The 25,558-nt window shown below is 41.2% G+C and carries 22 protein-coding genes; 17 read left to right on the plus strand and 5 right to left on the minus strand.

Going from position 1 to position 25,558, the window contains the following annotated elements:
• Nucleotides 1–41: 41 nt before the first annotated feature.
• Nucleotides 42–446, plus strand: a complete 405-nt coding sequence (locus ACSFVZ_RS10880; protein WP_135923675.1) for an HIT domain-containing protein — start codon at nt 42–44, stop codon at nt 444–446.
• Between the two features lie 63 nt (nt 447–509).
• Nucleotides 510–1,262 (plus strand): substrate-binding periplasmic protein, encoded by a 753-nt coding sequence (locus tag ACSFVZ_RS10885; RefSeq protein WP_138558315.1) that lies wholly within the window; start codon nt 510–512, stop codon nt 1,260–1,262.
• Nucleotides 1,263–1,337: 75 nt separating this feature from the next.
• On the opposite strand, the gene ACSFVZ_RS10890 is transcribed toward ACSFVZ_RS10885, so the two are convergent.
• The gene (locus ACSFVZ_RS10890) at nt 1,338–3,029 is read right to left on the minus strand and encodes a DUF8614 domain-containing protein (protein ID WP_135923677.1); all 1,692 of its coding nucleotides are present in this window, start codon (nt 3,027–3,029) and stop codon (nt 1,338–1,340) included.
• A gap of 270 nt (nt 3,030–3,299) precedes the next feature.
• Between ACSFVZ_RS10890 and ACSFVZ_RS10895 the strand changes: the two genes are divergently transcribed.
• Complete coding sequence (locus ACSFVZ_RS10895; RefSeq protein WP_135923678.1) at nt 3,300–4,142, plus strand: HDOD domain-containing protein; 843 nt, start codon at nt 3,300–3,302, stop codon at nt 4,140–4,142.
• 60 nt (nt 4,143–4,202) lie between these two features.
• Here ACSFVZ_RS10895 and rdgC read toward each other — a convergent pair whose 3' ends face one another.
• Nucleotides 4,203–5,111 (minus strand): recombination-associated protein RdgC, encoded by a 909-nt coding sequence (gene rdgC, locus ACSFVZ_RS10900; protein WP_435558846.1) that lies wholly within the window; start codon nt 5,109–5,111, stop codon nt 4,203–4,205.
• A gap of 90 nt (nt 5,112–5,201) precedes the next feature.
• Nucleotides 5,202–6,965, minus strand: coding sequence for a sensor histidine kinase (locus tag ACSFVZ_RS10905; protein WP_135923680.1), 1,764 nt, complete (start codon nt 6,963–6,965; stop codon nt 5,202–5,204).
• A 235-nt stretch (nt 6,966–7,200) separates the two neighbouring features.
• Between ACSFVZ_RS10905 and ACSFVZ_RS10910 the strand changes: the two genes are divergently transcribed.
• The 4 genes from ACSFVZ_RS10910 (at nt 7,201) to thrC (ending at nt 12,457) form a co-directional block, all read left to right on the plus strand.
• Nucleotides 7,201–7,575 (plus strand): response regulator, encoded by a 375-nt coding sequence (locus ACSFVZ_RS10910; protein WP_135923681.1) that lies wholly within the window; start codon nt 7,201–7,203, stop codon nt 7,573–7,575.
• Between the two features lie 226 nt (nt 7,576–7,801).
• The gene (gene thrA, locus ACSFVZ_RS10915) at nt 7,802–10,219 is read left to right on the plus strand and encodes a bifunctional aspartate kinase/homoserine dehydrogenase I (protein ID WP_435558847.1); all 2,418 of its coding nucleotides are present in this window, start codon (nt 7,802–7,804) and stop codon (nt 10,217–10,219) included.
• A gap of 9 nt (nt 10,220–10,228) precedes the next feature.
• The gene (gene thrB / locus ACSFVZ_RS10920; protein WP_135923683.1) at nt 10,229–11,155 is read left to right on the plus strand and encodes a homoserine kinase; all 927 of its coding nucleotides are present in this window, start codon (nt 10,229–10,231) and stop codon (nt 11,153–11,155) included.
• 18 nt (nt 11,156–11,173) lie between these two features.
• Nucleotides 11,174–12,457 (plus strand): threonine synthase, encoded by a 1,284-nt coding sequence (gene thrC, locus ACSFVZ_RS10925; protein ID WP_435558849.1) that lies wholly within the window; start codon nt 11,174–11,176, stop codon nt 12,455–12,457.
• Between the two features lie 32 nt (nt 12,458–12,489).
• On the opposite strand, the gene ACSFVZ_RS10930 is transcribed toward thrC, so the two are convergent.
• Entirely contained in the window at nt 12,490–12,858 is a 369-nt protein-coding gene (locus tag ACSFVZ_RS10930) for a hypothetical protein (protein ID WP_135923685.1), read from the minus strand.
• A gap of 291 nt (nt 12,859–13,149) precedes the next feature.
• On the opposite strand from ACSFVZ_RS10930, the gene glyA reads away from it, so the two are divergent.
• The 10 genes from glyA (at nt 13,150) to ACSFVZ_RS10980 (ending at nt 23,630) form a co-directional block, all read left to right on the plus strand.
• Entirely contained in the window at nt 13,150–14,406 is a 1,257-nt protein-coding gene (gene glyA / locus ACSFVZ_RS10935; protein WP_135923686.1) for a serine hydroxymethyltransferase, read from the plus strand.
• 107 nt (nt 14,407–14,513) lie between these two features.
• Nucleotides 14,514–14,963: a transcriptional regulator NrdR gene (nrdR, locus tag ACSFVZ_RS10940; protein WP_054552576.1), complete on the plus strand. Its 450-nt coding sequence runs from the start codon at nt 14,514–14,516 to the stop codon at nt 14,961–14,963.
• A gap of 2 nt (nt 14,964–14,965) precedes the next feature.
• Nucleotides 14,966–16,105, plus strand: a complete 1,140-nt coding sequence (ribD, locus tag ACSFVZ_RS10945; RefSeq protein WP_138558309.1) for a bifunctional diaminohydroxyphosphoribosylaminopyrimidine deaminase/5-amino-6-(5-phosphoribosylamino)uracil reductase RibD — start codon at nt 14,966–14,968, stop codon at nt 16,103–16,105.
• 4 nt (nt 16,106–16,109) lie between these two features.
• A complete protein-coding gene (locus ACSFVZ_RS10950; RefSeq protein ID WP_135923688.1) occupies nt 16,110–16,763 on the plus strand; it encodes a riboflavin synthase in 654 nt (217 codons plus the stop codon).
• A gap of 42 nt (nt 16,764–16,805) precedes the next feature.
• On the plus strand, nt 16,806–17,921 hold the full coding sequence (gene ribBA, locus ACSFVZ_RS10955) for a bifunctional 3,4-dihydroxy-2-butanone-4-phosphate synthase/GTP cyclohydrolase II (protein WP_138558307.1): 1,116 nt from the start codon (nt 16,806–16,808) through the stop codon (nt 17,919–17,921).
• Nucleotides 17,922–18,118: 197 nt separating this feature from the next.
• Complete coding sequence (gene ribH, locus ACSFVZ_RS10960; RefSeq protein WP_036966328.1) at nt 18,119–18,583, plus strand: 6,7-dimethyl-8-ribityllumazine synthase; 465 nt, start codon at nt 18,119–18,121, stop codon at nt 18,581–18,583.
• 15 nt (nt 18,584–18,598) lie between these two features.
• Complete coding sequence (gene nusB, locus ACSFVZ_RS10965) at nt 18,599–19,009, plus strand: transcription antitermination factor NusB (RefSeq protein WP_054552571.1); 411 nt, start codon at nt 18,599–18,601, stop codon at nt 19,007–19,009.
• Nucleotides 19,010–19,053: 44 nt separating this feature from the next.
• On the plus strand, nt 19,054–20,028 hold the full coding sequence (gene thiL / locus ACSFVZ_RS10970; RefSeq protein ID WP_435558850.1) for a thiamine-phosphate kinase: 975 nt from the start codon (nt 19,054–19,056) through the stop codon (nt 20,026–20,028).
• Nucleotides 20,025–20,510, plus strand: coding sequence for a phosphatidylglycerophosphatase A family protein (locus ACSFVZ_RS10975; RefSeq protein WP_135923691.1), 486 nt, complete (start codon nt 20,025–20,027; stop codon nt 20,508–20,510). Before thiL ends, ACSFVZ_RS10975 begins: the two co-directional genes overlap by 4 nt.
• Nucleotides 20,511–20,543: 33 nt before the next feature.
• Nucleotides 20,544–23,630 carry a ligand-binding sensor domain-containing diguanylate cyclase gene (locus ACSFVZ_RS10980; protein WP_135923692.1) on the plus strand — a complete coding sequence of 1,029 codons (3,087 nt, stop codon included), beginning with the start codon at nt 20,544–20,546 and terminating at the stop codon, nt 23,628–23,630.
• 59 nt (nt 23,631–23,689) lie between these two features.
• Here the strand turns inward: ACSFVZ_RS10980 and dxs are convergent, their stop codons facing one another.
• A complete protein-coding gene (gene dxs / locus ACSFVZ_RS10985; protein ID WP_135923693.1) occupies nt 23,690–25,552 on the minus strand; it encodes a 1-deoxy-D-xylulose-5-phosphate synthase in 1,863 nt (620 codons plus the stop codon).
• Nucleotides 25,553–25,558: the final 6 nt, after the last annotated feature.

Here is a 25,558-nt window from a genome sequence, read left to right on the forward strand (position 1 = left end):
ATAAAGTAGGAGATGTTTACCCATTATCAAAGGATTTATTGATGAAAAATGCCGATATGCTGTTTTCTTTGGCCCCAGAACTAGCACGAGACTGTATTGAACTTGCTGATTGGCCGTTATGCAAAGTGTTATTGATGAATGACAGCCAGTATCCGTGGTTCATTTTAGTTCCTAGGCAGGCAGGGTTAAGAGAAATCATTGATCTATCCGAAGAGCTGCAAATCGTTTTTTTACAAGAGTCAGCTAAGCTTAGTAAGTTGATTCAACAGGTATTCACACCAGATAAATTGAATGTGGCTGCACTTGGCAACATGGTGCCACAATTACACATTCACCATATCGCGCGCTTTAAATCTGACCCAGCATGGCCTGCGCCTGTGTGGGGCAAGCTCCCAGCCATCCCTTATACTGATGAGCAAATTAAACAGCTAAAAGCACACTTCTAATTAATGTAAAATAGCTAGGATGAACTAGGATAAATAAATGAAAGAATATAAGAGCACCTCGTAATGAAAATGTATATTTTTGTCGTGCTCTTTGCTTTGAGTTCAGCACCTAGCGTTGCGAAAAGTTATTATTTTGTTGGCAGCCATTTTCCATCGATTTTAGAACATAATGAACAAGGCCAGGTGGTTGGCCTTGGTGCCGATATTGCTCACGAAATATGTCGTCGACTGGGTCATACGCTAGTTATTGATATTATGCCGTTGAAACGTGCCTTGAAGATGGTTGAACAAGGCCATGCTGATGCCATTATTGGCCCATACAAATCCCATTTGCGTGAACAGTACATGCATTATAGTGCTTTACCATTTTACGAAGACCCGATAGTTTTTTACACCAAACCGGATAGTGAGGTTACGTGGGTAGGTAATTTTGCCAGTTTACGAAAAGATACTATTGGGGTTATTCGCGGTTGGAACTATGGTGATGAGTTTAAACGCAATGCATCGAGTTTGTCGCTGTCTGAGGTCGCCAGTGTCAGGGCTAGCTTTTTGCAATTAATGTATGACAGGGTCGATGTTATCCTGACTCACCCTCGTGCTGCGAAACCTGTTATAGATAGTTTAAATATTAAAGATAAAGTGGTTATGCTATCGCCAATCGTGACAGTCAATCAAGGCTATTTTGGTTTTAGTAAGCGTCGTGAACTCGATGAATTTATTAATGCTTTTAATGCTGAGTTTCAAAAAATGTTGATCAACGGGGATATTGTTCGTTTGAACAAAAAGTATGAACTCAGCTTTGTCGCTCATTATTAAAAAACGCTGCATCATGGCAGCGTTTTTTATTTGAGTTTTGCAATTAATTACTGCAAGCGAGCGCCTGCAATAAACTTATAGACCCAATACTTCTTTACCTTGTTTAAAGGTAACATCAACAGGAATATTTGCTTTACTTAGTTTTTCTAAGTCTTTTGCAAGTTCTGCTTTAATTTCACCATGAGTGGCGATTAATTGATCCACTTTTTGATAATCACCGTCACCTTGAATGGTAAGAATTAAGCGAGACAGTTTTTCCATTGCAAGGCTCATTTTCTCCATGTTAACGCTGTATAGGCCGTCAGCATTTTTAGAGAAAGCACCTTCTTCAGCAAAGAAGTTAAAGCGGATCATGTTCGCTTTACCGTGTGCGCTTGATGCACCAAAACGTACAGAGCGGAAGATACCTGCCATAAAGGTGATGTAGTAATCTTCTAATGTACCGTCAGTGATTTCGCCTTTCTTAAGTAATTGCTCAACCATGTAAAGACCTAAGATATCGGCTTTACCTTCTTCAAGTGCGCTTGCATGCTCTTGTAATGATTGGCGAACAGTACCTTTATCGGTAATCGTGTTTTTGATACCTAAACCATGCGCTACTTCATGGAACATGGTGTTGGCAAAGAACGCATCAAAGGTAATGTGTTTACGTTGTTCAGGGACAATCAACTGCTCAGAAATAGGCACTAAGATTTTATCAAATTTAGCACGCATAGCGTTTTTAAGTTGCAGACGACGGGTGCCTTTTTCTAGTTGAACTTGCTCATCATTTGGTAGGTTGATAGCAATTGTTTTACTACCTGCATTAGAGTGACCAGCATAGTAAACTACATCATACGCGTTCAAATCTGCATCAGAGCCAGGGACCTCTTGTTTGTACTTGTCGTCAACAGGTAAGCCTTTTTGCAGTTCAGGTAGAAACGCCGCAAACTTAGCTAGTCGTTCACTCCAGGCAAGATCTTTAACAAGCACATACGACTCATAGGCTGCACGATAACCGAATAGCTGATCTTCGTAAGTTTCAATCGGACCAATAACCACATCGATTGGGTTATTTTTCATATCCATCCATGCAAAATCAGAAGCTCTAAAGTCATCAGTCACAAGCGCATCTGCGCGCATGCTTAAGTAATTTGCAAATTCTTTATCATCAGCAAGCTGGCTTGCTTCGCGCAGTAAGTTGGCCGCTTTTTCAAGCTCTTGTGCGTATTCTACTGAATAAGCAACGCTATAAAGTAAACCTTTTTCGTCACGCTTAATGACAGAGTAAAGCCCTGTTTTATCATCTAAAATTGCTTTGTTTAGCTCTTCTTTGCTCATATCACGAGGATAAAACTCAGCGCCAGCTGCTTTTTCTTCATAGCCAGATAAAAAGACTTCATCGCCATTTAAGCGATCCCAAGGACCATAGTTGATATCAGCAAATTTTTGTATTTTCTGATCATTAATTTTCGCAAGGAAAGCATCTTTATTCTCGCCAAATGCTTGGCGCCAGAATAGCTCATCCATGATTTTTGATGCATCAATTAACTTACCGATCATTTGTTTTTGGTTGTCGCTTAGATGGCTTAAATCTGATGTAAGGGTAAAGTCAGTGTAAATATCTAAACGATTGCGATCGATATTAATAAGTTGCGGGTTATTTTCTTTAGCACTTTGCTCAGTTGTAGGTTTCGCTTCTGATGATGTTGCTGGCTGTTCAGAACATGCGCCAAGAAAAACAGCGCCAGATAAGATAAGTGCTTGGCTAATTTTATTTAATGTCATTTTTGCCCGTTCCCGATTTTTTGGTGAGAGTGATTGTTTAGAAAACAAAACGTGCACGCATTAAAGCAAAACTGATGCGTACCTGACAAGTTTACTCTATTTAGGGGTGTATTTAGCCTAAAATTATTAGCTAATAATAAAAAATAGATTATTGCTGTGATTTTCTTAACTTTAGCGCTAAGTTAGTTAATACTAAAACTATAATTAATCTAATAATGTCAGTCAGTAGCTTACCTGTAAAGTGAGCTACCCCAAGAGGATGGCACACATATGTCAACAGAAAATGCATTACTGACCATATTGGTCGATAGAATTAATAACGATACATTAGTACTACCTACATTGCCCGAAGTTGCAGTGAAGGTGAGGCAGGCTGCAGATAATCCAAACGTAAACCTAATGGACATGGCTGATGTTATTTCACACGACCCTGCATTATCTGCGCGAATGATAAAGGTAGCTAATAGTGCATTTATGGGGCGCTCAGTAAAAGTGACCAATTTGCATCAAGCGGTAACACGAATAGGCTTACGACAAATAAAAAACATCGCCACAGCAATGGCGATGGAGCAGCTGTTTGTGTCGCACAATGAGTTGATCAAAGGCTATATGGATAAGGCGTGGCAAAAAACCCTTAAAGTCGCGTGTCACTCAATTACTTTAATGGACTTCTTCTTACGCAGAAATAAGCAAACCTCGCTTAATCGCGACACAATTACTTTGGCGGCACTAGTTTATAACATTGGTGTATTGCCAATTTTAACTGAAGCTGAAAAGCATCCTGAAGTATTCGCAAACCCAAGTTTCCTTGCTCATGCTATCCAAAAGTTGGGCGGTAAAGTAGGTGGTGCAATTATGCGCGCTTGGGGCTTTACTGATGAGTTTGTCGAAGTTGCTGAAAGTTGGGCAAATCCAAACTATCGTCCAGAGCATATATGTTATGTCGACTTCATTCGGATTGGCGCGATATTAGAAGGGATCTTACAGGTTTCTGATAAGTCAGCAGCATTACAAACCTACATGGACAAAGGCGTGATTGAATCTCTTGATATGTTCAACGAAGATGAGTATCACGACATGCTTAATGAAGTAAAAGCAATTTTTACTGAATAACTACAACAAAAAAGCGCGACCAAGTCGCGCTTTTAATATTAACCATTATCTGAGTTAATTTTATAAATCTTCTTCGTCACCTAAGCCTTGGGTCAGATCTTCTAGCAACTGCTTAATTTCTTCTGATGCTAAGATAAAGTCTGCATCAAGTTTTACCGCCATATCTTCTTTTGGAATGTCGGCGTTTTCTTCTTTTAATGTTTCTGAATAGCTTAAGCGCTTAATAGAGCCATCGTTTTGCAGCATGAACTTAACGCGCTCTTGCCAATCAAGAGCAAGCTTAGTTACGCGCTTACCATTTTCTAGGTGAGATTTAACTTCATCACAAGATAGGTCATGGCCTTTTAATTTTACCTGAGCGCCACTGTCATCGGCTTCTTCAAGCTCTGCATCGTTACCGATAGAAAAGCCCTCAGGGGTACTGAAATTAGTTAACCAGTCAGTTAAAAATACATCTAAATCGTAGTTGGCAAATGCGGGTACCACAGGCAGTGTGCCAAGTGATTTACGTAGTAGGGCTAAAAGCTCTTCTGCTTTATTAAAGCTTGCGCTGTTAACCACAACCCAGCCATTCTTTTGGTCAATAAATGCAAACTGTAGGCTCGACTTTTTGAACGCTTGAGGCAGTAAAGTATGCAGAATATTTTCTTTTAGTTCGTCTTTTTCTTTTTTCTTTACTGGGCGGTTTTCTTCGGCTTCGATTTGCTCAACTTTTTCTGCCACCATTTCATTGATAACAGCGGCTGGCAGAACTTTTTCTTCACGCTTAGCGCATACTAAAATGCTGTCTTGAGAGAAATGAGACAGAGTTTGACCATGCTTACCGAACGCTTTTGTCCAACCGAAAGTTGAAAGCTCTTGACCTGTACATGAGCGGAATAGGTCTTGCTCTAGGGCTTTGTCGAAGTCTTCTTGAGAGTATGAAACGTCTTGTTTAAAACGGTAACAGATAAGGTTACTAAACCACATAATTAGGCTAATCCTTTCAATAAATTTGCCCAATCATAACAATAAAAAACTGATGCCGAAATGAATCATTTCGGCATTAGCTCTAATTGCTTATGAGTTAAACATTGAAAGTGGTTTTGGCATGTTTTTCGGAAAACTAATATGGTAATGCAAGCCTTTGCCTACTTCGCTTGATACTTCAATATCGCCACTGAGCGTCTGCTTAACGAGGTTAAAGGTAATATGCGTACCCAAGCCACTACCGCCTTGGTCACGTTTAGTGGTAAAGAACGGGTCAAACAGTTTTTCGAGCTGATCTTTCGAAACGCCATTCCCGTTGTCTTTAAAGTCGATAACTACTTCGTCGTCTTCATCTTTGATGATTATGTCAATCACGCCACTTTCGATGCCTTCAAAACCATGGATCAGAGAGTTCATAATCAAATTCGTAAAGATCTGACTAATCGCACCGGCTGGTAAATTTAAGGTCAAATCGCTAGGGCAATCTAAATTGATATGATGGGATGTTTTCTTAAGTTTAGGGTGAAGAGAGCGAATTACTTCACCTAAGTACTCTTTAAAATTGATAGTGCGCACAGCTTCACTAGCTTGGTCTACTGCGATTTGTTTAAAACTCGCAACCAGTTCCGAGGCTCTATCTAAGTTACTCGTCAATAGGCTGGTGCTTTGTTTGGCATCATTAATAAATTCTTCTAACGCTTTTGGCGAGAGTGTTTTGTCTTTATATGCAGCTTCTATTTGATCAAGGCGCTCTTGTAAAAATGAAGTCGCAGTCACGCCAATGCCAATTGGCGTGTTTACATCATGGGTGATACCAGCAACTAGACCACCCAGTGCAGCCATTTTCTCAGAACCGACTAAACGCTCTTGTGCCATGTTGAGTTCATCAAGGTAACGCTGCAGCTCGTTTTGTTTAGCAATCAGCTCTTGTTCGGTCTGTTTACGTAAATCGATTTCTTCGGTCAGCGTAAGCTTTTGCTTTTCAAGCTCGTATTTTTGTTCTTGTAAGTCCATCATCGCTTGACTCAAATTAGACGTTTTACGAGCTACTTCTTGTTCTAACTGCAAATTGTGTTGATCGAGTTTTTCATTACTGATTAACAACTCTTTTTGTGTGTGCTCGAGCTCTTCACGATAAAGTACAACTTTGTCGATAAGGCGATTGAATGACTCTTCCATTACTTTGAGCTCATTACGCTCGGTGGTTTTCACTTCAATATGACGACCTTCTAAGTCATTGAGCTCTAAATCTTCGATTTGTTCTGTAAATTGTGAAAGAGGCTCTGTGAGTCTTTTTCTAAAGGCAAGTAAGAATAAAAAGATCAAAAAGGTGGTTTTGATCATTGCATTACCAATCAAGAAGTAGATAGAAATCATGATTCGACTAAAAACGACTTCTCGACTTGAGAACAATGTGACATCACCAACTTGAGTCGTTTTACCTGAAAACTCAAAAATCAGTGGAAATGTATAACCGAACAAACCTGAAGGCGTGTCCTCAATAATGGCTTCTTCTTGCACTAACTGTTGGCTGTAAAGTTCATGTATATCTAAAGAACGGCCAAGTTGCGAAAGAACTTCACCACTATCGTCACGAACAATAATGCCTTCAATCATGGGGATTGCTAATAAACCTTCAGCGGTCGTAATAGTCTGTTTATCATTAAGTTCCCAAATAGCGCGGGTTAAACTGCGACTAAAGGTTTTTTGCAGTGTTGTTAGTTCATCGCGAATGTAATCTTTGGTGTTAACGTATTCAGCAATAACCTGTCCACATGTCACTACAAAAGTAAGTAGAAAGTAGACCGATAGTACATTTGTTAATAACTCTTTTGACAGGCTTTTTTGTAGCATGGAATATCCATAGCTCCTTGGTGACATGATTAATACATTCAGCTAGTTCTAAAGTTAGCTAATAAATGCTTAAAAATAAATAAATATATCCTTTTTTACTGGAAGTTTATTAATTGTTACTAATTTCTTAATAAACTTAGCCTTACTGCACTAATAAAAGTGTGTTATAAATTTGTACCGTATTTAATTTTAGACTTTTTTTACGTTGTAATTGTGACAACGAAGATTTTATTTCATGGATAATCTTAATTTTACCGTGCTGGTCTGTGATGACTCTACAATAGCCAGAAAACAGGTTGTGCGCTGTTTAGATGATTGTCTCAGTGCTGATATTCAACAAGCCTCAAATGGTCGAGAAGCGCTTGCCTTGTTAAGAAAGCAAAGTTTTGACTTGCTGTGCCTAGATTTAACAATGCCAGAAATCGATGGAATCGAAGTGCTCGAATCAATCAAGGCGGAAAAAATAGAATGCTTTGTTATCGTTATTTCGGCTGATATTCAAGCAGAAATGAAGCAAAGAGTAGTAAGATTGGGTGCAATTGACTTCATTGATAAACCGATAGATATTGTGCGCTTAAAAGCTACTTTGCATAAATTTGGTATTCGTTAACTTTTAAAATTATTTAAATGCATAATTTATCTTTTTTTAAGGGTTGACATCTTGGCTGTTTTTAAGGCAGTCTACAGACTATGAAAACATTTAATCACGCAACGACCATTATTATTACAACCATCATCCTTACGGGATAGTGGCATAGGTCGGTGCAACAAAATTATAGGCCTGTGTTCACTAGAACACAGGCCTTTTTCGTTTATGGAATGAGGAAACATAAATAATGCGAGTATTAAAATTTGGTGGGTCGTCCTTGGCCGACTACGCATGTTTGCAACAGGTAGCTCAGTTAGTTAAAGAAGAACTGAAAGATGAAATGTTATTAGTGCTATCTGCACCGGGTGGCATGACAGACTCTTTGGTTGCATTGGCAAGTACAGCCGAACAAGGTCAAGACTTTAGTGAGCAGTGGCAGAATTTAATTAATCGCTGTGAGCAGCTAAAATCGGCGGTAGAAGCAGACTATGGTCAAGTAGCAAACTGGCCAAACTTAAGTGAGTTAAAAAATAAGCTTGATGGAGTGGCGCTATTAAAATGTTGTCCAGATCAAGTGCGCGCTTATGTAATTAGCTTTGGTGAGCGTATTAGTGTTGCTCTAATGGAGTGTATGCTCAAACAAAGTAATGCACGTTATTTAGAAGCAACAGAATGTATTGCTTCAGTGGGTGGCTACATTGATGCAGAGGCTGACCTTAATGCAAGCAAATTACGTTTTCAAGAAGCGTTAAAAGCTGCCCCAAGCACTATTTATATTATGCCGGGCTTTACTGCTGCGAATGAGCAAGGTGAATTGACTACTCTTGGTCGTAATGGCTCTGATTATTCTGCTGCAATAGCTGCGGCGTGTTTAGACGCTGATGTATGCCAAATCTGGACTGACGTTGATGGTGTTTACAACGCAGATCCGCGTTATATTAAAAAAGCCTCTAAAGTTGATTCGCTATCTTATAAAGAAGCGATGGAGCTTTCTTATTTTGGTGCGAAAGTATTGCACCCGAAAACGATTTTACCTTGTGCCAAAGCGGGTGTGCCGTGCGAGATTAAAAATACTCATAACCCACGTGCCGAAGGTTCTGTGATCAGTAACGACAGTGTATCTAACGAGCCAGTTAAAGCGTTATCAAGTTTACAAAACCTCGCTATGTTGACGGTGTCAGGGCCTGGTATGAAGGGTAAAGTGGGGATGGCATCAAAAGTATTTAATGCCTTGGCTCATGACAATGTCTCAATCGTATTAATTACTCAATCTTCGTGTGAATTTAGTATCAGCTTTTGTGTGCATGAGAGTGACCTATCACTTGCTTTAGAAGCACTGCAAACAGCCTTTGAATTAGAATCGCAAGCTGGTTTAATCGAGCCTGTACAAGTACAACGTAACCTTGCAATTGTCACTTTAGTGGGTGATAACATGCGTGCTCACAAAGGTTTAGCGGCCAAGTTCTTTGCTTCATTAGCTCAAGCACAAGTGAATATTGTAGCTATTGCACAAGATTCAACTGAAAGCGCTATTTCAGCAGTGATTGACGGTGAGCTATGCAACGACGCAGTAAAAGTGTGTCACGAGAACTTCTTTACTCACATCCCATCAATCGACGTGTTTTTACTTGGTTGTGGTTTAGTTGGGCAAGAGCTTATCCAACAATTAGAGCGTCAACAAGCGTGGCTCGAAAAGCGTAATATCAAGCTTAATTTATACGGTGTTGCGAATTCAAAACAGTTATACCTAGACAGTGAAGGTATCGCTTTTGATGGTTGGCAGGATAAACTCGCAGCCTCTGAACAAGGCTTCGACCTTAATTTAGTTGAGCAATTTGTAAAACAAAACCACCTTATTAATCCTGTAATTGTTGATTGCAGCTCAGCCGATAAACTTGCTGCGCAATATGTTGATTTCTTAAATGCAGGTTTCCATGTGGTTGCGGCAAACAAAAAAGCCAATACTAGCTCGTATGCGTACTACCAAGATTTAGTTGCAGCGACACAAAAGAATAACCGTAAGTTTTTATACGAAACAAACGTAGGTGCAGGCTTACCGGTACTTGATAATCTCAAATCATTATTTGGTGCAGGTGACGAACTAATTAAGTTCAGCGGTATTCTATCGGGCTCATTATCGTATATGTTTGGTGCGCTTCAGGATGGTTTATCACTTAGCGAAGCAACATTAAAAGCGAAAGAAAGTGGTTTTACTGAGCCAGACCCGCGTGATGACTTATCGGGCACAGATGTAGCCCGCAAGCTGTTGATCATCGCTCGTGAATCAGGTCTTGAATTAGAACTGAGCGATATCGAAGTAGAGTCTGTATTACCAAAAGGGTTTGCAGAAGGCGACTCTGTTGATGAGTTTATGGCGAAGCTACCTAGTCTAGATGCTGAATTTAACGACCGCATTCAAAGTGCAGCCAGTGAAGGTAAAGTTCTACGTTATGTAGGCACAATTGAAAATGGTCATTGTAAAGTCGGTATTGAGGCTGTCGATAGCAGTCACGCACTTTATGATATTCGCGATGGTGAAAATGCATTAGCAATTTTAAGTCAATACTATCAACCACGTCCGTTCGTGATTCGTGGCTATGGTGCTGGTGCTGAAGTAACGGCTGCAGGTGTATTTGCTGACATCCTCAAAACATTAACACGATAGGAGCAGGTTATGATCCGTGTATATGCACCTGCTTCTATCGGCAATTTTGCAGTTGGGTTTGACGCATTAGGCGCTGCTTTAGCGCCTATCGATGGCACTTTATTGGGTGATGTTGTTGAAGTAAGTCCAGCTGAGCAAGATACTTTTGTATGCTCTGGCGACTATGCCCATAAACTGCCTGCCAATGCAGAAGAAAACCTAGCATATCAATGTTTAATTCACTTTAAAGAACACGTTGCGCCTGCTATGCCAGCGGTAAAACTTGAACTTAAAAAGAATCTACCTATTGGCTCTGGGTTAGGTTCAAGTGCTTGCTCTGTGGTGGCAGCCTTTGCAGCCCTTGATAAATTTGCACAAACCAATTTATCACAAGAGCAACTCATTGAGCTGATGGCTGATTTTGAAGCTATGGTTAGTGGCGGTCGTCATTACGATAACATCACACCATGCTATTTAGGTGGTTTGCAATTAACTGGCGAACTCATTCCCAATAAATCAATTTCGTTACCTGTTGATAATCAATGGTATTACGTGGCGGCTTTTCCTGGCTTTTCGCTAAATACCGCAAAAGCACGCTCAGTACTGCCAAAACAATTGTCAATGCATGACAGTGTTGAATTTGCACAACGTCTTTCGGCTTTTAGCAGTTTACTGCTAACGGGACGCTTTGATGCTGCGCTATCAATCATGACTGATGAAATAGCCGAGCCGCATCGAGCACCCCTTATCCAAGGTTTTGCCGAAGCGAAACAAGCATTACCAGAGCTTGGTGCCGAAATAGTCAGTATTTCGGGTGCAGGCCCAACATTATTCACCGTGTGTAAAAGTTTAGATGCTGCAGAAAAATGCGCAGCTTGGCTGAACGATAATTACATTAATGAGCAGGGTTTCAGCCACATCTGTCAACTCGATCAGCTTGGCACACGAGAGCTTTAAAGAATTTAAGGAAACAACATGCAATTACATAATTTAAAAGATGAATCACAACAGGTGTCGTTTGTTGAAGCGGTAAAAACGGGGTTAGGGCGTAATCAGGGTGTCTTTTTTCCTGATAGCTTAACGCCTATCAAAGATGTTGATGCGTTACTTGATTTGGACTTTGTTAGCCGTAGCAGCAAAATTTTATCACACCTGATTGGTGATGAGATGCCTGCCGATACTGTTGCACAGATGGTGCAAAATGCGTTTAACTTTGATGTGAAATTGGTTGAAGTTGAAAAAGACATGTATTGCTTAGAGCTTTTTCATGGTCCAACGCTTGCCTTTAAGGACTTTGGTGGTCGTTTTATGGCTGAGTGTTTGGCGCAGTTTAACCAAGGCGAAAAAGTAACGATTTTAACGGCAACATCGGGTGATACAGGAGCCGCCGTTGCCCATGCGTTTTATAACAAGCCAAATATTGATGTAGTTATTCTGTATCCGAAAGGTAAAATTTCATTAGCGCAGCAAAAACTGTTCACCACACTTGGCAATAACATTCACTGCTATGCAGTTGATGGTAGTTTTGATGACTGTCAAGGCATGGTCAAAAATGCGTTTTTAGACGATGAAGTAAAACAAAAACTTGGCCTTAACTCAGCTAACTCGATCAATATCAGTCGCTTGGTCGCTCAAGTGTGTTATTACTTTGAAGCAATAGCCCAGTTGCCAAAAGAAAAGCGTAGCAAGGCACATATCTCAGTACCAAGTGGTAACTTTGGTAATGTGTGCGCTGCGATGATCGGTGCTGTACTTGGTATGCCTGTCGCAAAATTGAGTGCAACAACCAACCAAAACGATACTGTGCCACGTTTTTTACAAAGCAAAGAGTGGGCACCGAATGACACGCTTGAGTCATTATCAAACGCAATGGATGTGAGTAAACCGAATAACTGGCCACGTGTTCAATTTATGTTGGATAATAATTGGTTTAGCTATGATGACTTTTACTCAAGTTGTGTTGGCGAAGAAGAAACCAAAGAAGTGATGAAAAAAATTCATCAAACGGGTTATATCGCAGAACCTCATACAGCGATTGCTTATCAAGGCTTAAAAGAAAATTTAGCAGATGGCAGTGCCGGTATATTTTTAGCAACGGCACATCCTGCTAAATTTAAAGAAAGTGTTGAAGATATTTTAGGTATTGAGTTAGCAATGCCTAAGCCTCTAGCAGATGCCCTTGCTAAGCCTTGTTTAGCAGAAGACATCAAGCATGATTATCAACTATTGAGAACAGAGCTTTTAAATAAACTAGCTTAAAGTAATTAAAAGAGCGGCATTGCCGCTCTTTTTTAATGTGATAATGAATGGCTGTGGCGGTTCAATAATCGCATTGCAATTATCACTAACGCACTAAAACATAGTAAAGCACAGCTTAATAAGATGATCTCGTTTTGCGTCCATTGTGTTAAAGTTAGAGCACTAATGAATAAAATAAAGGGTTTAAATTCATAGTAATAGCGCGCTCTTCTTTGTTTAATTCGCTGACTTTTTTGATCTCGTCTTCGCGCTTCTGAGCGCATTCGCCATATGTTTGCACCCAGCAAAAATAACACAATACCAATGAGTGTGTAGAGCAGCTCATGAGGTATGACGATACAGGCAATACCTAAAAACAAATAGCAGTAGGGAACAAGTTCATAAATGGGCTTAGCTAACATTGACTCAAAACATCCTTGATCTGGGTTTGTATTACAAGCTTAGTTTCATTGTGCCCATATGCAAACGCATGATGAACTTTTTACGTTAAATCATATTTTAAAAATATATGTAATGTTTTAAATTTATAAATTTTTATTATGTATCAATAAAAAAATATCATTATTAAAACACTGTGAAATAAATTCAATCCCTGTTTAAATATGTTCATCTTTACAAGATAGGCAAAAGTGCGTTTTAAGCGTACAATATAGCCTTCAAAAAATACCATACACGTTGCCTTAGGAGACCCCATGTTAGAACGTAGCATGAATATTTCGGATTTCGATCCAGAGTTATTTGCAGCCATCACTAAAGAGACGGCTCGTCAAGAAGAGCACATCGAACTGATCGCGTCTGAAAACTACTGTAGCCCACGCGTACTTGAAGCGCAGGGTTCTCAGCTTACCAACAAATATGCTGAAGGTTACCCAGGCAAACGTTACTATGGCGGTTGTGAACATGTTGATGTTGTTGAGCAGCTAGCAATTGACCGTGCTAATGAATTATTCGGTACTGATTACGCTAACGTTCAACCTCATGCGGGTTCACAAGCAAACGCAGCTGTTTTCCAAGCACTTCTTCAGCCACATGATACAGTACTAGGTATGAGCTTAGCTCATGGTGGTCACTTAACTCACGGTTCACACGTTAACTTTTCTGGTAAAACGTACAATGCAATTCAATACGGCCTAAATGACGAAACAGGCGAAATTGATTACGCTCAAGTTGAAGCGCTAGCATTAGAGCACAAACCAAAAATGATCATCGCTGGTTTCTCAGCATACTCAGGTATCGTTGATTGGGCTAAATTCCGTGAAATCGCTGACAAAGTTGGTGCATACTTATTCGTAGATATGGCTCACGTTGCTGGTCTTATCGCAGCGGGTGTATACCCAAGCCCAATCCCTCACGCACACGTTGTTACTACGACAACTCACAAAACATTAGCGGGCCCTCGTGGCGGTCTAATCGTTTCTGCATGTGGTGATGAAGAAATCTACAAAAAGCTAAACAGCGCAGTATTCCCTGGCGGTCAAGGTGGTCCTTTATGCCACATCATCGCTGCTAAAGCAGTTGCTTTCAAAGAAGCATTACAACCAGAATTTAAAGCGTACCAAGCTCAAGTGGTAAAGAACGCTCAAGCTATGGTTGAAGTTCTTCAAGAGCGTGGCTACAAAGTTGTTTCTGGTAAAACAGACAACCACTTATTCCTTCTTGACCTAATCGATAAAGATATCACAGGTAAAGATGCTGACGCTGCACTAGGTAACGCTAACATCACTGTAAACAAGAACTCAGTTCCTAATGACCCACGTTCACCGTTCGTAACGTCTGGTCTTCGTATTGGTTCTCCGGCTATTACTCGCCGTGGTTTCAAAGAAGCAGAGTCAAAAGAGCTTGCTGGCTGGATCTGTGACGTACTAGACAACATCAATGATGAGTCTGTACAAGCTGAAGTAAAAGAGAAAGTTAAAGCTATCTGTAAAAAATTACCAGTTTACGCTTAATTATTGGTTGAACCGTAATTAAGATAACAATAGCGTTGTTTTTTGCTATTATAAAGGCCGCTTAATAAGCGGCCTTTTTTGTTTTTAATAAACGGAAGTTGAACTCTATGCATTGTCCTTTTTGCACCGCAAAAGATACTAAAGTAATTGATTCTCGACTTGTTGGCGGCGGCCACCAGGTTAGGCGTCGACGTGAATGTAACGAATGTCACGAACGTTTTACCACCTTTGAAGGCGCAGAACTTGTGATGCCAAGAGTCATAAAGCAAGACGGTAGTCGTGAACCATTTAATGAAGACAAATTACTCAATGGCTTGCATCGTGCGCTAGAAAAACGCCCTGTCAGCACCGAGCAGGTCGATGAAGTGGTCAACATTATTAAATCTCAGCTTCGTGCCACGGGTGAACGTGAAATTTCTAGCCATTTAATTGGTGAGTGCATTATGGAGTCACTAAAAAAACTAGATAAAGTGGCTTATGTTCGCTTTGCATCAGTTTACCGTTCTTTTGAAGATATTCGCGAGTTTGGTGAAGAAATCGCTCGTTTAGGTGATTAACTATGTCATTCACAGAACTTGATACGGCTTATATGGCACGCGCCATAGAGCTAGCTAAACAAGGTCGTTTTACTACAACACCAAACCCTAATGTTGGCTGTGTACTGGTTAAAGATGGCGAAATAGTCGGTGAAGGATTTCATCAACTAGCAGGGCAGGGCCATGCTGAAGTTAATGCTCTGGCAGTGGCTGGCGATAATGCAAAAGGTGCCACCGCATATGTGACTTTAGAACCTTGTAGTCATTATGGACGCACACCGCCTTGTGCCGAAGGTTTAAAAGCAGCGGGTGTTAGCAAAGTTATAGCTGCCATGGTCGACCCAAACCCAGCGGTGAGTGGTCGCGGTCTACAGATTTTAGCTGATGCAGGTATCGCTGTAGCATCAGGTTTACTTGAACAACAAGCGCGCGATTTAAACAAAGGCTTTTTAAAGCGCATGGAAACTGGGTTGCCATATGTGATTTGTAAAATGGCTTGCAGTTTAGACGGTAAAACTGCGCTAAATAATGGCCAAAGTAAGTGGATTACAGGGCCTAAAGCGCGCCAAGATGTGCAAGCATTTCGTGCCCAAAGTTGCGTGGTACTCACTGGTGCAGATACGGTTATGACCGATAATGCCAAACTTAATGTACGCATTGATGAGCTGCCATTTGATATGCCAACGTCACTGCCTTTGCGTCAACCTACTCGTGTGATTATTGATTCACAAAATAGGTTAACGCCTGAACTTGCATTATTTAGCATTGAAAGTCCGGTGATTATTTTCACTACATCGCTTGATAAACAGCATCAATGGCCTCACTTTGTTAAACACGAAGTTGTACCAGCAGTTAATAATAAAGTTGATTTATCAGCGGTTTTAAAGCGTCTTGCTGAGCTGCAATTTAACCATATTTGGCTCGAAGCAGGTGCGACCCTTGCCGGTGCATTTGCTGAGCAAGATTTAATTGATGAATACATTGTTTATATTGCCCCTAAGTTAATAGGTGATATGGGGAAAAGCTTACTAAACTTTGCAGAAGTTACCATGATGAGTGATATCACTGAACTGACCTTTACTGATACAGTGATGATTGGCGACGATATTCGCTTAACAGCGACAAAAGCAAAGCAAGCCACACACATTGAAAATAAAGAGTAGCACTATGTTTACTGGAATTATTGAAGCAACAGGTAAAATTGTTGAACTAACACAAAAGCAAGGTGACCTAGCTATTCGTATTCAAAGCACTAATTTGGATATGAAAGACGTTAAGCTCGGTGACAGTATTGCCACCAATGGTGTGTGTTTGACGGTTGTCGCTAAACATAGCGATGGTTTTAGTGCTGACTTATCAAACGAAACAATCAGCTTAACGGGCTTTGCTCACTATAAAAAAGGTCAAACAGTTAACCTTGAAAAAGCCATGCAACCACTTTCTCGCTTAGGTGGGCATTTAGTATCTGGTCATGTTGATGGTATTGCGACTGTAGAAAGTATCAGTCCTAATGCCCGTGCAACAGAGTACTGGCTAAGTACTGACAATGATTTAATGAAGTACATTCCTTACAAAGGTTCGGTATGTATTGATGGTATTAGTTTAACGGTCAACGAGGTCGAGCAAAACCGCTTCAAGTTGACTATTGTTCCGCATACCGCAGAGCAAACAACGATTGCAGAATTTCAAGTGGGTACTCAGGTGAACCTAGAAGTTGACCAGATTGCTCGCTATTTAGAGCGTCTAATAAAAGGGGCCGAACAACCTTCCCGTTCAGACATATCAATGAGCTTGCTAGCACAAGCTGGTTTTATTAAATAAGCAAAGATACGTCACTATTAATCATACTCTCATGGGCACATTATGAATCTACACAGCGCGCAAGAAATTATCGATGACATTAAAGCCGGTAAAATGGTTATTTTAATGGACGATGAAGACAGAGAAAATGAAGGCGATTTAATCATCGCAGCAGAGCATATCAGTGCTGATGCTATCAATTTTATGGCAACACACGGTCGTGGTTTAATTTGTTTAACGATGACGCAAGAGCGTTGCCAGCAGTTAGATTTGCCGTTAATGGTTAAAAATAACGGTGCTGCTTTTTCAACTAACTTCACTATGTCGATTGAAGCAGCGAAAGGCGTAACGACAGGTATTTCAGCAGCTGACCGAGCACGTACAGTTCAAGCAGCTATTGCCAAAGGTGCTGTGCCGAGCGATATCGTACAACCTGGGCATATTTTCCCAATTATGGCGCAACCAGGTGGCGTGTTAACACGCGCAGGTCATACCGAAGCCGGTTGTGATTTAGCTCGTTTAGCGGGTCTTGAGCCTTCATCTGTGATCGTTGAAATCTTAAATGCCGATGGCACCATGGCACGTCGTCCAGATCTTGAAGTTTTTGCAAAAGAGCATGGCTTAAAGATTGGCACTATTGCAGATTTAATCGAATACAGAAACCTAAACGAAACCACCATTGAGCGTGTTGCTAAATGTAAACTGCCAACAGATCACGGTGAGTTTGATTTAGTTACCTACAAAGACACCATCGATGGTCAACTTCACTATGTTTTACAAAAAGGTGAAGTATCGAAAGAAGAGCCAACGCTTGTTCGTGTTCACTTACAAAGTACCTTCAATGATATTTTATTATCTGATCGTAGTGCTGATCGCAGTTGGGGCTTATCGGATGCGATGGCTTACATTGCAGAACACAATGGCGTGCTGGTTATTTTGGGTAAGCAAGAATCAACTGAAGACCTTGAAGCAATGGTAAAAGCATTTGCTGCCGAAGATGCGGGTGAAAATGTAAATCATCGTAAATTCCAAGGGACATCGCGTACTGTCGGTGTGGGCTCGCAGATTTTGGCTGATTTAGGTATTGAAAAAATGCGCTTAATGAGCCGTCCGAAAAAATACCATGCACTATCAGGTTTCCACTTAGAAGTGGTTGACTATGTTGAGCCGCAATCTTAGTTAACGCGTAATTTAATTAAGAGGTTTACTCGTAATTTTATTTAAATTCAATGCGGTTAGCGTTACGAGTAGCCACTAGAGTTAGATTTATTAGCCAGAGTTCAGGTTAACTAGGCTACTTTTATATTTTTGTGGTATTATGCGCCGTAATTTTTGCGCAATCGCAACCGCTTAAACTTATTTTTTAGGGTTATTAAATGAAAATTATTGAAGGTAATAAATACGCACCGGGCAAAAAGTTTGCCATTGTCATTTCTCGCTTTAATGACTTTATTGGTAGCAGCCTATTAGCAGGTGCTGTTGATGAGCTTAAGCGCACAGGTGGCGTATCTGACGACGACATTACTGTTGTTTACGTACCAGGTGCCGTTGAATTACCTTTAGCAGCGAAACGCGTTGCAGCAAAGAAAGAACACGATGCAATCATCGCTCTAGGCGTTGTGATCAGAGGTGGTACACCACACTTTGATTTAGTCGCAGGCGAATCAAACAAAGGTCTTGCACAAGTATCACTTGAGTACGATATCCCGGTTGCATTTGGCGTATTAACCACTGAAAGCATTGAGCAAGCAATTGAGCGCGCAGGTACCAAAATGGGTAACAAAGGTGGCGAAGCTGCTTTAGGTGCGCTTGAAATGGTTAATGTGTTAGACAAAATTTAAGTTTAAGGAATCTCTGTGAAACCAGCAGCAAGACGTAAAGCACGTATCTTAGCACTTCAAGCCGTATACTCTTGGCAGTTAAGCGGTAACCCAATTGCTGATATTGAACAGCAAATGTTAATTGAAAATGATGTGACTAAAATCGACGTCGAATATTTCAAAGACCTAGCACGCGGTGTTGTTGTTAACTGTAAGCAATTAGATGAAATCGTTGCGCCACATTTAGCACGCCCAGCAGATGAGTTAGACATGGTCGAAAAAGCAATTTTACGTCTGTCTGGCTATGAGCTGAAATTCCGTGAAGACGTTCCATACAAAGTAGCAATCAATGAAGGTATTGAGCTTGCTAAAATGTTTGGTGCTGAAGACAGCCATAAGTTTGTCAACGGTGTACTTGATAAAGCAGTTAAAGAGCTGCGTAAGTAAGTAGCCCCGTAAAGGAGAGCCGGCTTGGGCCGGCTTTTTTGTGAATGAAGGAATTTGAATTAATTAACCGTTACTTTAAAGGTCGCGGTATCATCCGTCGTGATGTAAACCTTGGTATAGGTGATGATTGTGCGTTGGTCACTGTGCCAGAAAACTGTCAATTAGCTGTGACAACCGACACATTAGTTGCAGGTGTACACTTTTTTGATGACATTTCTCCTCGCGCCCTTGGGCATAGGGCGTTAGCTGTTAACTTAAGTGATTTGGCTGCAATGGGTGCTGAACCTACCTGGATTTCAGTGGGATTGACCCTGCCTGAAGTGAATATGGAATGGATTGAGCAGTTCACAGAAGGTATGCATGAAATTGCGGAATACTTTAATGTGCAAATCATCGGTGGAGACACTACACAAGGTCCGCTCACAATTACTATTTGTGCCAAAGGTATTGTGCCTGAAGGCAAAGCATTGCGTCGTAGTGGTGCAAAGGTAGGTGATTGGATTTATGTGACCGGGCCACTGGGTGATGCAGGTGTTGCGATCGAAGCACGTAAGCAAGGTTTCGACATCGCGCCTGAGCACTTAAGTTATTTAAACAATCGTTTCGATTACCCGACTCCGCGAGTTGCAGCTGGGCAGGTGTTAAGAGGTGCGGCTTCTGCTGCCATCGATATCTCTGATGGTTTATTAGCTGATTTAGGTCATGTATTGGCGCTTTCGCAAGTCGGTGCAGTGATCCATGTTGATAAAGTACCTGTGTCTGATGCTGTCAACGCATCAATTCCACGCCCTGAACAGTTTGACTATATTTTAAATTACGGCGACGATTACGAATTACTTTTTACTGTGCCTGAAAGCAATAAAAGCATGGTTGATATGAAACTTCGTCAATATGGCGTCGAAGCCAGCTGTGTTGGGCAAATAAAAAGTGGCGAAAGTGAAATTGAACTACTACTTGATGGTGAAAAATTTAACTATCAAGGTAAAGGGTTTCAACACTTTGCAAAGGAGCCGGTTTGAGTAGTAACCGATTATTTAATTTAAAACGCCCACATCAATTATTTGGTTTGGGTTTTGGTTTAGGCCTAGCACCTAAAGCACCTGGCACCTTTGGTACTTTTGCTGCATTACCATTTATTTTTACAACCATGTACTTTCCGCTATGGTTACAGATTGTATTTGCAATTGTGATCAGCGTATTTGGTATCTGGGCTTGTGGTAAAACAGCAGATGACTTAGGGGTGCATGATCATCCTGCCATTGTTTGGGATGAAGTTGCTGGTTATTATATCACCATGATTGGTGCTGCACTTAGTTGGCAGTCATTGTTAGTTGGTTTTTTATTGTTCCGCTTTTTTGATATCGCTAAACCAGGCCCTATTCGTATTCTCGATAGGCGCTTACACGGTGGCTTGGGCATCATGGCTGATGATATTTTAGCAGGTATTTTTTCATTAATTTGTGTACAGGCTTTGTTTAAAGCTGGCTATTTACCCTTTTAAACGATTAATACAGTGTTACTTGGTGGCAAGTATATGATGCGATTTTTAGTTGTCTGTTTGTTGGTGTTATGCAGTATGCCTGCGTTTGCATCTATTACTGACTACGTCGTCAAACAATGGAATATCCAAAACGGCTTGCCATCTCAATCTCTTAAGAGCATCGCTCAAGACGAGCAAGGCTACATGTGGCTGGGTACTCAGTTCGGTTTGAGCCGCTTTGATGGTAATACTTTCACCAACTTCAACACACAAAATAGTGATTTCTTGCCAAGTAATGGTATTAACAAGCTATTAGTTGATAGTACGGGGTTACTTTGGGTTGGCACTAAAAACGGGATAGTAACCCTCGATCCAAGAACGATGATGTCGCAAACCTTTAATGTTAAAGGCCCAGTGCGCGACATTCTTGAAGACTCTAAAGGCAGTATCTGGATTGCAGCCAACGGCCTTTATTATGTTGCTCGAAATCAAGTCACTCTAAACCAAAACTCTGCGTTAGTCGTGCCAGTATCAAATGCTACGGCAATCACGCAAATAGTTGGTTCAGTGAGCCAAATGGCGCTGTCGCCAGAAGGTATTTGGCTGGTTAACGAGCGCCACTTACTACGTTTAACTAATACTTCATCTGATTTTGCAAAGCTGCGCTTAGAACTTACCGCAAAAGTCTCTCTGCCTGAGCGCCTAGCGCAAACCATCATTCATGATATGGCGTGGCTTGAGGGTAATTTATACCTTGCCTCTGAGCTTGGTGCCTACTTTCTTGATTTAGATGACGAGCTGCGTCCATTCCCACTTCCTAACGCGAGTAACTCTGCCGTTTACAAGTTTATGAGCGACTCAGATGGAGCGTTGTGGATTTCAACTTATGGCCGTTTACTCTTTAGAGATAACTCGGGGGACTGGCAATGGGTTGAGCCAAGTCAGCTTGATCAAAGTATTTGGTTTGCAGATATTTTCCGTGATAATCAAAATAATATTTGGCTGGCAAGTTTCAGTGAGGGGTTATGGCTTGCTCACGAAGGGCGTATTGAGCGCCACTCAGCTATTTCAAATATGACAGAAGCGGTGATGGCGATTAGCCAAGCACCTGATGGCAAACTATGGGTGGCTAACCGCAGTGGTGTCGGCTACTTCGATTACAATAAGAATTTTGTAAATCAAATACCAAGTAATCAGTTTGGTCGGGCTGCAGTACACGATTTGCAGTTTGATGGTGACCGCTTATACATTGCTACAGGTCGCGGTGTTTTTTACTATGAGAATCAAACCTTGTATACAGTGCCTGGACGAGCACTGCGCGATAACCCTGTATTCGCAATTAGCCGTTCTAGTAAAGGCGGTTTTTGGCTCGGTACTGGCCGCGGTATGTACCGTTTAAGTTACGGTGGTTTAACACCTTTTGCTTACAATGCATTCTTGAGCAGTAAATTTATTACCTATGTGCTTGATGAGCAAAATTTTGGCTTAATAGGTACCAGTAAAGGGGCTTATTACTTTACTGACCGTGGTATTGAAAAAATTGGCGACCAAACTAGCTTAGAAAGTGCCTACGTCACCAGTATTTTAAATATTGAAGGGGTGGGGATATTAATTGGCTCTCTTAACGATGGTTTATTTTATCGCAGCACCCAAGGTCAGTGGCGTCAACTTGATGCAACAGACGGCCTACCGTACGGCTCGATTTTCAGCCTTGTTTATGACAAACAGTTAAAACGTATTTGGGTAAGTACCATGAAGGGCGTTTACCGCATGCCGGTAGAGCAATTTGGTACTGATATCGAGAGCTTAAAAGTAGAGCAAGTGATCTCATCATTTGACCGACAATTAGATGGTAAAGCCAGTCAGTGCTGTGCTGGTCTTGGCCATGATGCTGTTGCAGACACAGGTAACTCTATTTGGTACCCAAGCTTACAAGGGGTAGTTGAAATACCTAAAAGTGTTGAGCTTTTTGGTGTGCAAGCGCTTAAGCCGCGTATTGAAAGTATTATTACGCCGCTGCGAAGCTTAAGTACCGCTACTTTAGGTGATAAACCTGAGCTACAAATTGATGAGCGCGATGTGACAATCAAATATACCGCAATTGATTATTTTGCTCCTTCAAGTATTGAGTTTAGATATCGACTGAGTGGTTTAGACAGTGATTGGCGCTATGCAAACACCCGCCGTGAGGCTATTTATACAAATTTACCGCCGGGGGCATTTTTGTTTCAGCTAGAAGCCAAACGTGGTGGTGAAGATTGGCAAAAGGCTCGTCGTACCGAGTACACATTCGTTGTTCCACGTCGCTTTGACGAGACCATTTACTTTAGACTCTTGATCACAAGTAGTTTTATTTTATTGTTCTACCTCGTGTTTTGGGTGTTTAGGGCGCAAGAGAAGCGTAAACAATTAGCACTTGAAAGCTTAGTTACAGAGCGCACCGTAGAGCTTCGTGAAGCCAACGATAAGCTTAACCAAGTAAACTCTCAGCTTAAGTTAGTCAGTCACTCAGATGAGCTAACAGGGCTTCGTAGTCGTCGCTTCTTGTTTGATCAGCTCCCTAAAGATATTGAACATTTCCAACGTAATTCGCAATCATTGCAAGCACAGGGTAAGTCGTTGGTGCTACTGATAATTAACCTTGATAACTTTAGCCGCATCAATGATTCCTATGGACCACTTGCAGGCGATAGTTGTTTACAGCAAATGGCGACATTGTTGAATAGCCGGACACAAGGCTCAGACTATGTCGCACGCTGGAGTGGCGATGAGTTTTTACTCTTATTACGTGATTTCAAACGTACAGCTATAGACAATTATGTTGCTGATTTGTGTGAAGCAATTGCAGCAAACCCATTTAGGCTACCAAATGGGGAATCGACCACCATCACTGCGTCTATTGGCTGGTCTTTCTATCCATTACCTTTATTGGGTGGTCAAGTGATTGGCTGGGAAACGTCTGTTAATTTAGCTGATATCGCGCTACACCAAGTGAAAAAGCGCGGTGGTGATGGCGTTGCAAATATTACCTTTGATGAACAATTAGATGCTTTTGAGTTTGAGCAAAATAATAATGTTGATAAACAACTGGGTGTTCTTCAAGAAACAGGTCTTGCTGATATTAAGGTTTGGATGCGCTAATATAAACGATGACAAAAAAGGAGCCTTAAGGCTCCTTTTTTGTTTTATTAGTGTACGGCTTAGGCCATAAACTCTTTGATGCTAGTTAAGATGCCATTTGCATCTAAGCCCATTTCGGCGTGCATTTCGTCTTGCGTACCATGCTTAATGAATTCATCTGGAATACCTAAGTTCAAGATAGTCACATTTGCTTTAATTGCAGCTAAGTACTCATTCACAGCAGAACCCGCACCGCCAGCAATGGCGTTGTCTTCTAGGGTAACAATCACATCGTGGCTACTCAGCAACTCGCTAATAGTCTCTGTATCAAGAGGTTTAATGAAGCGCATATCAATCACTGTTGCATTAAGCTCTTCAGCAGCTGATTTGGCGTTTTCTAGTAGCGTACCAAATGACAAGATTGCCACTTTACTGCCTTGTTTGATACTTCGCGCCTTACCAATTTCAATCGCACTCATTGTTGATTCAACATCACAATTGCCTGCACTACCACGTGGGTATCGTACGGCAACAGGTTGATTACATTGGTAACCTGTATACAGCATCTGGCGGCACTCATTAGTGTCGCTTGGTGCCATGATAATCATATTAGGAATACAGCGCATAAAGCTTAAATCGTAAGCACCTTGGTGAGTTTCACCATCAGCACCAACAATCCCGGCACGGTCAATAGCAAATAAAACCGGTAGGTTTTGTAATGCCACATCGTGAATAAGTTGGTCGTACGCACGTTGTAAAAAGCTTGAATAAATAGCAACAACAGGCTTTAGTCCTTCACAAGCAAAACCAGCTGCAAGCGTTACAGCATGTTGCTCAGCAATTGCTACATCAAAGTATTGCGCTGGGTACTCTTTAGAAAAACGAACCATGCCTGAGCCTTCACGCATAGCAGGAGTAATCGCCATTAGCTTGTCATCTTGTGCTGCCATATCACAAAGCCAGTCACCGAACACATTTGAGAATGTGGCAGCGCCAGGTTTTGATTTTGGTAATTTAGACATGCTCGGATCAAATTTTGGTACGCCATGGTAACCAATTGGATCCGCTTCAGCAGGTTTATAACCTTTACCTTTTTGCGTTTTAATATGCAGTAGCTGAGGGCCTTTAAGGTTACGCATATTACGTAAGGTATCGACCAACATATTGACATCGTGACCGTCGATTGGGCCGATGTAATTTAGGCCTAATTCTTCAAAGAATGTGCCCGGAATGACCATACCTTTTAGGTGTTCTTCCATGCGGCTGGCAAGTTCTTTCACTGGCGGTAAACCCGAAAGAAGTTTTTTACTGCCTTCGCGAATATTGGTGTAGAAGCTACCAGACAAAATACGTGCAAAGTGGTTGTTTAGGGCACCTACGTTTTCTGAAATCGACATTTCATTATCGTTTAAGATAATTAACACGTTAGGGTTTACATCGCCCATGTGGTTCATCGCTTCAAATGCCATACCAGCAGTAATTGCGCCATCGCCAATAACAGCAACCGTTTTACGATCTTTACCTTCTTTTTCAGCGGCAATAGCCATGCCGAGCGCTGCAGAAATAGAAGTACTTGAATGACCAACACTGAAGGTGTCGTAAGGGCTTTCTTCACGGAATGGGAAAGGGTGTAAACCGTCTTTTTGACGGATAGTATGCATTTGGTCACGGCGACCCGTTAAGATTTTGTGCGGGTATGCTTGATGACCCACATCCCATACTAAACGATCTTCAGGGGTGTTATAGACATAATGAAGGGCCACTGTTAACTCAACAGTACCTAAACCTGATGCTAAATGACCACTACTTTGCGAAACTGAATTAAGCAGGTATTCGCGTAACTCTTTACTAAACGCAGGTAACTTATCTTGCGCAATATCACGCAGTTGTGCTGGTTCGTCAACCAAACTTAATAATGGATACTTGCTACTATCAAGTGTCATGATTTT

This window comes from Pseudoalteromonas nanhaiensis, from assembly GCF_051235485.1.
Taxonomy (GTDB): Bacteria; Pseudomonadota; Gammaproteobacteria; order Enterobacterales; family Alteromonadaceae; genus Pseudoalteromonas; species Pseudoalteromonas lipolytica_C.